Genomic DNA, 12,844 nt, shown 5'->3' on the forward strand with positions numbered 1-12,844 from the left:
ATCTGATACTTGGACTGTTAAAGACAGGGGCGATCAGCCCTTCTTCATGACCTGCTCGGCGATGTTCGCGGGAGCCTCGGCGTACTTGAGGAACTCCATCGTGAACGTCGCGCGACCCTGGGTCAGCGAGCGAATGGTCGTGGCGTAACCGAACATTTCACCCAGCGGGACTTCAGCATCGATCGTCTTACCCGACGGCGTATCTTCCTGACCGGTGAGCATGCCGCGACGCTTGCTGATGTCGCCCATCACGTCGCCCATATAGTCTTCGGGCGTCACGATCTCGACCTTCATGATCGGCTCGAGAAGAACCGGGCTGGCTTTGTTGAAGCCCTGCTTGAAGGCCATGGAAGCGGCGAGCTTGAACGCCATTTCCGAGGAATCGACGTCATGGTAAGAACCGAAGACCAGCTTGGCCTTCACGTTAACCACCGGGAAGCCAGCCAGCGGACCGCTGGTGATGGTTTCGCGCAGGCCCTTTTCGACCGACGGGATGAATTCCTTCGGAATCACGCCACCCGTGATGTCGTTGATGAAAAGGAAGTCGTCCTTGATCGACGCAGCGATCTTCGGATCCGCACGATCGGCATCGCTGATCGGCGACAGTTCGATCACGACGTGACCGTACTGACCCTTACCACCGGACTGCTTGGCGTGCTTGTAATCCGACTTGACGTCGAGCGAGCGAATCGTCTCGCGGTAAGCAACCTGCGGCTTGCCGACGTTGGCCTCGACGTTGAACTCGCGACGCATACGGTCCACCAGGATGTCCAGGTGAAGCTCGCCCATGCCCGAGATGATCGTCTGACCCGACTCTTCGTCCGTACGAACGCGGAACGACGGATCTTCCGCGGCCAGACGGCCGAGAGCGACGCCCATCTTTTCCTGGTCCGACTTGGTCTTCGGCTCGACCGCCATCGAGATCACCGGCTCCGGGAACGTCATGCGCTCGAGAGTGATGATGTGATCCTGCGCGCACAGCGTGTCACCGGTCGTGACGTCCTTCAGGCCGACCGCGGCGGCGATATCGCCCGCGCAGACTTCCTTCAGTTCGTGACGCTCATTGGCGTGCATCTGCAGAATACGGCCGATACGCTCTTTCTTGCTCTTGACCGGGTTGTACACGAAATCACCGGAGTTCAGCGTGCCCGAGTACACACGGAAGAACGTGAGCGAACCGACGAACGGATCGGTCATGATCTTGAACGCCAGGGCCGAGAACGGAGCCTTGTCGTCAGCCTTGCGGGTGTCCGGCTTCTCGTCGTCATCGACGCCTTCGACCGGCGGACGATCCGACGGCGACGGCAGCAACTCGACGACGGCGTCGAGCATAGCCTGCACACCCTTGTTCTTGAACGCCGTACCGCAGTAAACCGGGATGATCTCGTTCTTCAGCACGCGCGTACGAAGACCGAAGGTGATCTCGTCTTCGCTGAGCTCGCCCTCTTCGAGGTACTTGTTCATCAGGTTTTCGTCCGCTTCGGCAGCGGATTCGACCATGAAGGCACGCGCATCTTCCGCCGTACCCTGCAGGTTCGCCGGAATCTCTTCGTATTTAAACTTCATGCCCTGGGATTCCATGTCCCAGATGATCGCCTTCATTTTCAGAAGATCGATCACGCCTTCGAAGTTTTCCTCGGCGCCGATCGGCACCTGCATCGGAACGGCAACGGCACCGAGACGCGCCTTCAGCTGGTCGACGACCTTGTTGAAGTTCGCACCGGTGCGGTCCATCTTGTTGACGAAGGCAAGACGCGGCACTTTGTACTTGTTGGCCTGACGCCACACCGTCTCGGACTGCGGCTGAACGCCACCGACGGCACACAGGACGAACACCGCACCATCGAGCACGCGCAGCGAACGCTCGACTTCAATGGTGAAGTCGACGTGCCCCGGGGTGTCGATGATGTTGAAGCGGTGCTGTTCCTTCTGGCCATCCATGCCCTTCCAGAAGCAGGTGGTAGCAGCGGACGTAATGGTGATACCACGCTCCTGCTCCTGCTCCATCCAGTCCATCGTGGCCGCACCGTCGTGCACTTCGCCAATCTTGTGACTGACACCGGTATAGAACAGGATGCGTTCCGTGGTCGTGGTCTTACCGGCATCAATGTGAGCCATGATGCCGAAGTTGCGGTAGCGGTCGATGGGCGTAGTGCGTGCCACGGTCTTTCCTCGAAATCTAAGCTGTGATTACCAGCGGTAATGCGAGAAGGCCTTGTTGGCCTCCGCCATACGGTGCGTCTCTTCGCGCTTCTTCACTGCGCCGCCGCGGCTTTCCGAAGCCTCGAGCAGTTCAGCGGCAAGCTTGCGCGGCATGGACGTCTCACCACGCTTGCGCGCGGAGTCGATCACCCAGCGCATGGCAAGAGCCATACGACGACCCGGACGCACTTCGACCGGAACCTGGTACGTGGCGCCACCGACACGACGGGATTTAACCTCGACGGCCGGAGCGATATTCGCCAAAGCCTTCTCGACGAGCTGCACCGGCTCGGCGTGCTTTTCGCCGATTTGCTGCAGGGCGCCGTAAACGATGCTTTCGGCTACGGACTTCTTGCCGCTCTTCATCACCATATTGATGAAGCGGGCAATAAGCTGGCTTCCGTGCTTCGGGTCCGGGAGGACCACACGGGCGGGATGGGAACCTTTACGCGACATAATTCTTGTCCTTTGCTCAGCTCTTCGGGCGCTTGGCGCCGTACTTCGAGCGCGACTTGCGACGCTTGGTCACGCCGGCGCAGTCGAGACTGCCGCGAACCGTGTGGTAACGCACACCCGGAAGATCCTTGACGCGACCGCCACGGATCAGAACAACCGAGTGCTCCTGCAGATTGTGACCTTCGCCACCGATGTAGCTGATGACCTCGAAACCATTGGTCAGGCGCACCTTGGCAACCTTACGCAGGGCCGAGTTCGGCTTCTTCGGGGTGGTCGTATAAACACGCGTGCAAACACCGCGGCGCTGCGGGCTGCTCTGCAGGGCCGGGGAAGCGCTCTTATACGCTTTCGGGCTGCGGGATTTGCGCACCAACTGGTTGACTGTCGTCATGCGAAGCTATTCCTGAGAAACATAAAGGCAGACCGAAGGCTCGGTCTGCCAAGAAGCGGGTTGTTAACATGGGTCGTCTGCCAGGCAGACCGACACCCATCATCCATGAACCGAACACGAGGCGCCTCCATGCACCTCATTTCGTATGTACGAGCATTGCCCTAACGGGCTTTACTCGGCGCTATCGTTGGACCCGGCGGGAGCTTCTGCGAAGCTGGCAACCGAAGCCGAACCCGAGAGGGTTTCGAGCTCCGAGGCGGTAAGACCGCCCTGGTTACGACGCGCAGCGTGATAAGCCAGACCCGTGCCCGCAGGGATTAGCCGCCCAACAATAACATTTTCCTTCAGGCCACGCAACGTGTCGCGCGTGCCACGGACCGCCGCCTCGGTAAGGACGCGGGTGGTCTCCTGGAACGAGGCCGCCGAGATGAACGACTCGGTAGCCAGCGACGCCTTGGTGATGCCGAGCAGGACCGAATCGAACTCCGCACGACGCTCGCCGCGGGCTTCCGCACGCTCGTTTTCGCCGTTGATCCGGACACGCTCGACCTGCTCGCCGCGCAGGTAATTGCTGTCGCCAGCCTCGCTGATCTCGACCTTGCGGAGCATCTGGCGAATGATCGCTTCGATGTGCTTGTCGTTGATCTTCACGCCCTGCAGACGGTAGACGTCCTGAATTTCCTTGACCAGGTACGAAGCCAGCGGCTCCACACCCAGCAGGCGCAGGATGTCATGCGGATTCGGCTCGCCGTCGACGACGGTTTCGCCCTTCTCCACATGCTCGCCTTCGAAGACGATGACCTGACGCCACTTCGGGATCAGCTCTTCGTGCTCGTTGCCGTCCACATCCTTGATGATGAGACGCTGCTTGCCCTTGGTGTCTTTGCCGAAGCTGACGATACCCGAACGCTCCGCGAGGATCGCCGGCTCCTTCGGCTTGCGGGCTTCGAACAGATCGGCGACGCGCGGAAGACCACCGGTGATATCGCGGGTCTTCGACGTTTCCTGCGGGATACGGGCGACGACGTCGCCCACGCCCACTTCGGCGCCGTTCTGGATCGACACGATCGCACCGGCCGGCAGGAAGTACTGCGCGGCGATATCGGTACCCGGCAGCTTGAGCTCGCGGCCCTTGCTGTCTTCCAGGCGCACGATCGGGCGCAGATCCTTCGCCTGCGTACCACGACGCTTCGGATCGGTGACGACCGCGCTTTCCAGACCCGTCAGCTCATCGGTCTGCGACTGCACGGTGATGCCGTCGATGAAGTCGATGAAACGAACCACACCGGCCACTTCCGTGACGATCGGATGGGTATGCGGATCCCAGTTGGCCACGGTCTGGCCGGCCTTGACCGGATCGCCGTCCTTGACCGAGATCGTTGCGCCGTAGGGCACCTTGTAGCGCTCGCGCTCGCGACCGTTGACGTCGATGACGCTGACTTCGCCCGAACGCGACACGGCCACCAGGTGACCCTGCGAATGCTCGACCGACTTCAGGTTGTTGAACTTCAGCGCGCCGGTGGTGCGAACAGTGACGTTATCCACGGCGGCGGCACGGGAAGCCGCACCACCGATATGGAACGTACGCATCGTCAGCTGGGTACCCGGCTCACCGATGGACTGTGCGGCGACAACGCCCACGGCCTCACCCATGTTGACCAGGTGACCACGAGCCAGATCGCGGCCGTAGCACAGAGCGCAGACACCGTGGCTCGCGCGGCAGGTGATCGGCGAACGCACCTTGATCAGCTGCACGCCGGCCTTGTCGAGCTTGTCGACGAGGCCTTCGTCCAGCAGCGTGTCGCGCGTGACGATCGCCTGATCGTCGTCGCCCGGGGCGTAGACGTCTTCGACGACCACGCGACCGAGGACGCGCTCGCGCAGCGGCTCGACCACGTCGCCGCCTTCGACGATCGGGGCCATCATGACGCCGTCTTCCGTGCCGCAATCGTGTTCGGTGATGACGACGTCCTGGGCCACGTCGACGAGACGACGGGTCAGGTAACCGGAGTTCGCGGTCTTCAGCGCCGTATCCGCGAGACCCTTACGGGCACCGTGGGTGGAGTTGAAGTACTGCAGAACGTTCAGGCCTTCGCGGAAGTTCGCCTTGATGGGCGTCTCGATGATCGAGCCATCGGGACGGGCCATCAGGCCACGCATACCGGCCAGCTGACGAATCTGCGCCGCACTGCCTCGCGCACCGGAGTCGGCCATGATGTACAGCGAGTTCATGGACTTCTGGTTGACCGTCTTGCCGTCGGCATCGACGACCTTCTCGGTACCGATACCGTCGATCATCGCCTTGGCGACGAGTTCGTTGGTGCGGGACCAGATGTCGACGACCTTGTTGTAGCGCTCGCCGGCGGTCACGAGACCGGACTGGTACTGCTCCTGGATCTCGACGACTTCCTTCTCGGCTTCCTCGAGGATGCCCTTCTTCTCGGCCGGGATCTTCATGTCGTCGATGCCGATCGAGATACCCGCACGCGTAGCGAAGCGGAAACCCGTGTACATCAGCTTATCGGCGAACACGACGGTCTCTTTCAGACCGAGCAGACGGTAGCTCTGGTTGATGAGGCGCGAGATGTTCTTCTTGGTCAGCTCGGTGTTGACCAGCGCGAACGGCAGGCCGCTCGGGATGATTTCCATGAGCAGCGCGCGACCGACCGTCGTGTCGACGATGGCCACACGCTCGGAGAGCGCACCGCCCTCCTCGGCCAGTTCGACCAGGCGAACGCGGACCTTGACCTTGGCGTGCAGTTCGACGGCGCGGTTGTCGTATGCACGACGAACCTCGGCGACGTTCGCGAACACCATGCCGGTGCCCTTAGCGTTGATGAGCTCGCGGGTCATGTAATACAGACCCAGGACCACGTCCTGCGACGGCACGATGATCGGCTCGCCGTTCGCGGGCGACAGGATGTTGTTCGACGACATCATCAGCGCGCGGGCTTCGAGCTGGGCTTCGATCGACAACGGCACGTGGACGGCCATCTGGTCACCGTCGAAGTCGGCGTTGAATGCCGTACAGACGAGCGGATGCAGCTGGATCGCCTTGCCTTCGATCAGCACCGGCTCGAACGCCTGGATACCCAGACGATGCAGCGTCGGCGCACGGTTCAGCATGACGGGATGCTCGCGGATCACGTCCTCGAGGATGTCCCACACCTGGGCTTCTTCGCGCTCGACGAGCTTCTTCGCGGCCTTGATCGTCGTGGCTTCGCCACGCGCCTGCAGCTTCGCGAAGATGAAGGGCTTGAACAGCTCGAGCGCCATCTTCTTCGGCAGACCGCACTGGTGCAGCTTCAGCGTCGGGCCGACCACGATGACCGAACGGCCGGAGTAGTCGACGCGCTTGCCGAGCAGGTTCTGGCGGAAGCGGCCCTGCTTGCCCTTGATCATGTCGGCCAGCGACTTCAGCGCGCGCTTGTTCGTGCCGGTGATGGCACGACCGCGACGGCCGTTGTCGAGCAGCGCATCGACCGATTCCTGCAGCATGCGCTTTTCGTTACGCACGATGATATCGGGCGCGGCGAGTTCGAGCAGACGCTTCAGGCGGTTGTTACGGTTGATGACGCGGCGGTACAGGTCGTTCAGATCGGACGTCGCGAAACGGCCGCCGTCCAGCGGGACGAGCGGACGCAGATCGGGCGGCAGCACGGGAAGGACGGTCATGACCATCCATTCCGGCTTGTTGCCCGATTCCAGGAACGCCTCGATCAGCTTCACGCGCTTCGTGAGGCGCTTGAGCTTGGTCTCGGAATTGGTCGACGTGATCTCTTCCTTAAGGCGAATGACTTCGCCCGGCAGGTCGAGGCTCTTCAGCAGCTCGTAGACGGCCTCGGCACCCATGCGGGCATCGAACTCGTCGCCGTGCTCTTCGGTCGCTTCCAGGTACTGGTCTTCGCTGAGCAGCTGACCGCGCTCGAGCGCGGTCAGGCCTGGATCGATCACGACGAACGCTTCGAAGTACAGGATGCGTTCGATGTCGCGCAGCGTCATGTCCAGCATGAGGCCGATGCGCGACGGCAGCGACTTCAGGAACCAGATATGCGCCGTCGGGCTGGCAAGCTCGATGTGGCCCATGCGCTCGCGACGCACCTTGGCCAGCGTCACTTCCGTGCCGCACTTCTCGCAAACCACACCGCGGTGCTTCATGCGCTTGTACTTGCCGCACAGGCACTCGTAGTCCTTGACCGGTCCGAAGATCGCGGCGCAGAACAGGCCATCACGCTCAGGCTTGAACGTACGGTAGTTGATGGTTTCCGGCTTCTTGACTTCACCGAACGACCACGAACGGATCAGCTCCGGCGAAGCCAGAGCGATCTTGATCGCGTCGAAATCCAGCGTCTGTCGCTGCTGGTTGAACAGATTGAGCAGGTCTTTCATGCGTAATCTCCGGTAGCCGCGACGATCACTTGATCTCTTCCAGCTCGATGTCGATAGCGAGCGAACGGATTTCCTTCACGAGCACGTTGAAGGATTCCGGCATACCCGCCGACATCTCGTGGTTGCCGTCGACAATGTTCTTGTACATCTGGTTGCGGCCCTGCACATCGTCCGACTTGACGGTGAGCATTTCCTGCAGCGTGTATGCCGCACCGTATGCTTCCAGCGCCCAGACTTCCATTTCGCCGAAGCGCTGACCGCCGAACTGCGCCTTACCACCAAGCGGCTGCTGGGTGACGAGCGAGTACGGACCGGTCGAACGCGCATGCATCTTGTCGTCGACCAGGTGGTTCAGCTTCAGCATGTGCATGTAGCCCACGGTGACCGGGCGATCGAATGCTTCGCCGGTACGACCGTCGAACAACGTCGTCTGACCCGATTCCGGCAGGTCCGCCAGTTTCAGCATGTGCTTGATCTCGGACTCTTCCGCACCGTCGAAGACCGGCGTAGCCATCGGCACACCGTCACACAGGTTATTGGAGAGCTCGACGATCTCGGCGTCCGTCATCGACTTCAGGTCGACGTGGCGCACCGCACCTTCCGCACCGGCATTGCCGTGGTTGTAGACCTCGTCGAGGAACTCGCGCAGTTTCGCGGGCTTCTCGTTGGCTTCGATCATGCGCTCGATCTTGTGGCCCAGGCCCTTGGCGGCCCAGCCCAGATGGACTTCGAGAATCTGACCGATGTTCATACGCGAAGGCACGCCCAGCGGGTTCAGCACGATGTCGACCGGACGACCGTCGGCGGAGAACGGCATGTCCTCGACCGGAACGATCATCGACACGACACCCTTGTTACCGTGACGGCCGGCCATCTTGTCGCCCGGCTGGATGCGGCGCTTAACGGCGAGGTACACCTTCACCATCTTGAGTACGCCCGGAGCGAGGTCGTCGCCCTGGGTGATCTTGCCCTGCTTTTCCTTGAAGCGCTTCTCGAAGGCTTCCTTGTGGCGCTTGACCTGATCGGCCGCACGCTCGAGGAATTCGGCGACGTCTTCTTCCTTGACGTTGACCTTGAACCAGTCGTCTTTCTTCAGCGTGTCGAGGTACGCGTTGTCGATGACGGCGCCGCGCTTCAGGCCACCCGGGCCGCTCATCGCGGTCTTGCCGTTCAGCTGGCTACGCATACGGGCGTAGATCGCGCCCTCGAGGATGCGGAACTGGTCGTCGAGATCCTTGCGGATACGCTTCAGTTCGGTTTCTTCGATCTGCTTGGCACGCTTGTCTTTCTCGATGCCGTCGCGGGTGAAGACCTGCACGTCGATGACATTGCCGTCCATGCCCGGGGGCACGCGCAGCGAGCTGTCCTTAACGTCCGAGGCCTTCTCGCCGAAGATCGCGCGGAGGAGCTTTTCTTCCGGCGTCAGCTGGCTCTCGCCCTTCGGCGTGACCTTGCCGACGAGGATGTCGCCCGCCTTCACTTCCGCACCGATGTACACGATGCCGGACTCGTCGAGGCGTGCGAGCGCCTGCTCGCCCACGTTCGGGATATCCGCGGTGATTTCTTCCGCGCCCAGCTTCGTGTCGCGTGCGATACAGGTCATTTCCTCGATGTGGATCGAGGTGTAACGATCTTCCTGCACGACGCGCTCGGAGATGAGGATCGAGTCTTCGAAGTTGTAACCGTTCCACGGCATGAACGCGACGAGCATGTTCTGGCCGAGCGCGAGCTCGCCCAGATCGGTCGACGAACCGTCGGCCAGCGTGTCGCCCACCGCAACGATGTCACCCACGTTCACCAGCGGACGCTGGTTGAGGTTGGTGTTCTGGTTCGAGCGGGTGTACTTGGTCAGCGTGTAGATATCCACGCCGGCGTCGTTGTCACCGACTTCGACTTCGTTGACGCGCACGACGATACGCGCGGCATCGACCTGGTCGATGACGCCGCCGCGCTTGGCGGACACGGTAACGCCCGAGTCGCGCGCCACGGCGCGCTCGATGCCCGTGCCGACGAGCGGCTTCTGGCTGCGCAAGGTCGGAACGGCCTGGCGCTGCATGTTCGCGCCCATGAGCGCGCGGTTCGCGTCATCGTGCTCGAGGAACGGGACGAGCGCCGCGGCGACCGAAACGGTCTGCATCGGCGAGACGTCCATGTAGTTGATCTCGGCCGACGGACGCAGCTCGGATTCACCACGGAAACGGCAGGAGACGAAGTCCTCGATGAACTTGCCTTCCTTCGTCAGCGGCGAGTTCGCCTGCGCGATGACGTGGTCGCCCTCTTCGATCGCGGAGAGGTAATCGACCTTGTCGGTGACCTTGCCGTTCTCGACCTTGCGGTACGGCGTCTCGAGGAAGCCGTAGGCATTGGTGCGGGCGTACACGGCCAGCGAGTTGATCAGACCGATGTTCGGGCCTTCCGGCGTTTCGATGGTGCAGACGCGACCGTAATGGGTCGGATGAACGTCGCGCACTTCGAAGCCGGCGCGCTCGCGCGTCAGACCGCCTGGTCCAAGCGCCGATACACGACGCTTATGGGTCACTTCGGACAGCGGGTTGTTCTGATCCATGAACTGCGAAAGCTGCGACGAACCGAAGAACTCCTTCACCGCGGCCGCGACGGGCTTGGCGTTGATGAGCTCCTGCGGGGTCAGGCCTTCGGATTCGGCCAGCGACAGACGCTCGCGCACGGCACGTTCCACACGGACGAGGCCGATGCGGAAGGTGTTCTCGGCCATTTCGCCGACCGAACGGACGCGGCGGTTACCGAGGTGATCGATGTCGTCGACCGTTCCGATACCGTTACGGATATCGATGAGTACGCGCAGCACGTCGAGAATGTCCGACGTCTCGCCCTGCTCGGCGACCAGACGCTGCGACTCTTCTTCCTTGCGCTCGCTGAAGTACTTGTGGTCGTAGAGCACGCCAGGACCGAGAACGTCCTTGCGACCCACACGACGATTGAACTTCATGCGACCGACGGCCGAAAGGTCGTAACGGTCGAACGTGAAGAACAGATTGAAGAACAGGTTCTGCGCGGCATCCTTGGTCGGCGGCTCGCCCGGACGCATCATCCGGTAGATTTCGACCAGGGCTTCGAGCTGCGTGCGCGTGTTGTCGATGCGCAGCGTGTTCGAGATGTACGCGCCGCGATCGAGATCGTTCACGTACAGGGTCGGGATCGTTTCGATACCGGCCTTGCGGAAGCGCTCGAGATGATCGAGCGTGATCTCGTCGTTCGCCGCGGCGATGACTTCGCCCGTTTCCTTGTCGACCATATCAAGAGCGACGATGCGACCGACCGGATAGTCGTCCGGCACTTCGAGCGTCGTAATCTTCTCGCTGGCGAGCTGGCGAACGTGACGCGCAGTGATGCGCTTGCCGGCTTCGACCAGCACCTTGCCGTCGAGCATGAGGTCGAACGAGAGGGTTTCACCGCGCAGACGCTCGGCGACGAGGTCGAGCGTGGTGCCGCCCTTCTTGCCGAGGTGGAATACGTTGTGCTCGAAGAAGATCGAGAGGATCTCTTCGTTGTTGTAGCCCAGCGCACGCAAAAGCACCGTAACCGGCAGCTTGCGGCGACGGTCGATACGCGTGAACAGCGCATCTTTCGGGTCGAACTCGAAATCGAGCCACGAACCACGGTAAGGAATGACGCGCGCGGAGAACAGCAGCTTGCCCGAGCTGTGCGTCTTGCCGCGGTCGTGATCGAAGAACACGCCCGGCGAACGATGCAGCTGCGAGACGATAACGCGCTCGGTGCCGTTGATGATGAAGGTACCAGTGTCGGTCATGAGCGGAATTTCGCCCATGTAGACTTCCTGTTCCTTCACGTACTTCACGGCCTTCTTCGACGCCGGGCTGTCCTTGTCGTAAATGACAAGGCGCACGGTCGTGCGCAGCGGCGCGCCGAACGTCATGCCGCGGTTGCGGCACTCGCGCTCGTCGAACGCCGGCTCGCCCAGACGGTACTCAACGTACTCGAGGGCGGCGTTGCCGGAATAGCTGGAAATCGGAAAGACGGACTTCAGCGCGGCATGCAGACCCTTTTCCTCGCGCTGCTTGGGCGCGGTCTGCTCCTGCAGGAATTCCTTATACGAGTCGGTCTGGATCGTCAGCAGGTTGGGCACGCCCAGTACAGGGGGCCGCTTGCCGAAATCCTTACGGATGCGCTTCTTCTCGGTAAACGAGTAGGTCATGGTGGGAGCCGCCTCGGTTCGCAGTGACGCCGGTGGTGCACACACCGGCTAATGATGAAATCGGTAATCGGAGATCGGGAATCGGGTGAATCCCGATGTCCCATTACCGACGGACAAAAACACAACTTCTTTCCGGAACAGGCAAAGCCCGGGGGCTTACGCCCCCAGGCTTGCTTGACGCTAGGTCGAATAAACGACGCCCAAGGCGTCGATTACTTCAGTTCGACCGTGGCGCCGGCAGCTTCGAGATCCTTCTTGAACTTCGCAGCGTCGTCCTTGCTGGCGGCTTCCTTCACGGTGCCACCGGCTTCGGTCAGATCCTTCGCTTCCTTCAGGCCGAGACCCGTGATGGCGCGGACGACCTTGATGACGTCGATCTTCTTGTCGCCAGCCGACTTCAGGATGACGTCGAACTCGGTCTGCTCTTCAGCAGCGGCAGCGGCCGGACCGGCAGCAGCAGCGGCAACCGGAGCGGCAGCCGAAACGCCAAACTTCTCTTCGATCGCCTTCACCAGCTCCATGATTTCCATGAGCGACTTGGCGGCAACGGCTTCAACGATTTCGTTGGTGGAAAGGGACATTTGATTAACCTCTGAAATTTGATTCGGTTTGATAGTCGGCGAACTTAGGCGGGCTCGGCTTCAGCGGGGACTTCGGCGACAACATCGCCGCCACCCTGCTTGTCGGCCACTGCCTTGACGGCGCGGGCGAACATCGCGACCGGCTCGGACAGGACGCGCGCCAGCATCGCCAGGGCTTCCTGACGGGTCGGCAGCGAGGCCAGCACGTCGACGTGAGCGGCCGGAAGCAACTTGCCTTCCACCGACACGACCTTCGCGATCAGCTTGTCGTTGGTCTTCGCGAATTCCTTGATCAGGCGCCCGGCTGCACCGGGTTCCTCAAGCGAGAACGCATACAGGAGCGGACCGACCAGGGCGTCTTTGACGACCTCGAATTCGGTACCACCCACAGCGCGCGCAGCCAGCGTGTTCTTGACAACTTTCAAGAAAACGCCCGACTCGCGAGCCTTCTTACGCATCGCGGTCATCTGAGAGACCGTGGTGCCTGCGTACTCGGCGGCGATCAAGGAGTGAGCCTTAGCCGCGACTTCTGCCAGCTCGGCGACTACTTCTTGCTTCTGAGACAGATTGAGAGCCATTGCACTCCTCCAAATGAACTCCGCTTACGGCTCCTGCCGCTTGCGGTCCTGA

Annotated in this window: 7 protein-coding genes; all 7 read right to left on the bottom strand. The window is 61.5% G+C overall.

Going from position 1 to position 12,844, the window contains the following annotated elements; genetic code table 11:
• Positions 1-33 precede the first annotated feature (33 nt).
• Positions 34-2,163 (bottom strand): elongation factor G, encoded by a 2,130-nt coding sequence (gene fusA, locus EC912_RS17425; RefSeq protein WP_132146682.1) that lies wholly within the window; start codon positions 2,161-2,163, stop codon positions 34-36.
• 27 nt (positions 2,164-2,190) lie between these two features.
• A complete protein-coding gene (gene rpsG / locus EC912_RS17430; protein ID WP_132146685.1) occupies positions 2,191-2,658 on the bottom strand; it encodes a 30S ribosomal protein S7 in 468 nt (155 codons plus the stop codon).
• A gap of 16 nt (positions 2,659-2,674) precedes the next feature.
• Positions 2,675-3,049 (bottom strand): 30S ribosomal protein S12, encoded by a 375-nt coding sequence (gene rpsL, locus EC912_RS17435; RefSeq protein WP_036115505.1) that lies wholly within the window; start codon positions 3,047-3,049, stop codon positions 2,675-2,677.
• Between the two features lie 171 nt (positions 3,050-3,220).
• Positions 3,221-7,438 (bottom strand): DNA-directed RNA polymerase subunit beta', encoded by a 4,218-nt coding sequence (rpoC, locus tag EC912_RS17440; protein ID WP_132146688.1) that lies wholly within the window; start codon positions 7,436-7,438, stop codon positions 3,221-3,223.
• Between the two features lie 25 nt (positions 7,439-7,463).
• On the bottom strand, positions 7,464-11,633 hold the full coding sequence (gene rpoB / locus EC912_RS17445; RefSeq protein WP_132146691.1) for a DNA-directed RNA polymerase subunit beta: 4,170 nt from the start codon (positions 11,631-11,633) through the stop codon (positions 7,464-7,466).
• A gap of 212 nt (positions 11,634-11,845) precedes the next feature.
• Positions 11,846-12,214 carry a 50S ribosomal protein L7/L12 gene (rplL, locus tag EC912_RS17450; protein ID WP_132146694.1) on the bottom strand — a complete coding sequence of 123 codons (369 nt, stop codon included), beginning with the start codon at positions 12,212-12,214 and terminating at the stop codon, positions 11,846-11,848.
• Between the two features lie 44 nt (positions 12,215-12,258).
• Entirely contained in the window at positions 12,259-12,792 is a 534-nt protein-coding gene (gene rplJ, locus EC912_RS17455) for a 50S ribosomal protein L10 (protein WP_132146697.1), read from the bottom strand.
• Between the last annotated feature and the right edge of the window lie 52 nt (positions 12,793-12,844).

It is taken from the genome of Luteibacter rhizovicinus, from assembly GCF_004342265.1.
Taxonomy (GTDB): Bacteria; Pseudomonadota; Gammaproteobacteria; order Xanthomonadales; family Rhodanobacteraceae; genus Luteibacter; species Luteibacter rhizovicinus_B.

Bases quoted from the DNA above. Each gene is read 5' to 3' on its own strand.
- rpsG (WP_132146685.1), bottom strand. From the start codon at position 2,658: ATGTCGCGTAAAGGTTCCCATCCCGCCCGTGTGGTCCTCCCGGACCCG.
- rpsL (WP_036115505.1), bottom strand. From the start codon at position 3,049: ATGACGACAGTCAACCAGTTGGTGCGCAAATCCCGCAGCCCGAAAGCG.
- rpoC (WP_132146688.1), bottom strand. From the start codon at position 7,438: ATGAAAGACCTGCTCAATCTGTTCAACCAGCAGCGACAGACGCTGGAT.
- rpoB (WP_132146691.1), bottom strand. From the start codon at position 11,633: ATGACCTACTCGTTTACCGAGAAGAAGCGCATCCGTAAGGATTTCGGC.
- rplL (WP_132146694.1), bottom strand. From the start codon at position 12,214: ATGTCCCTTTCCACCAACGAAATCGTTGAAGCCGTTGCCGCCAAGTCG.
- rplJ (WP_132146697.1), bottom strand. From the start codon at position 12,792: ATGGCTCTCAATCTGTCTCAGAAGCAAGAAGTAGTCGCCGAGCTGGCA.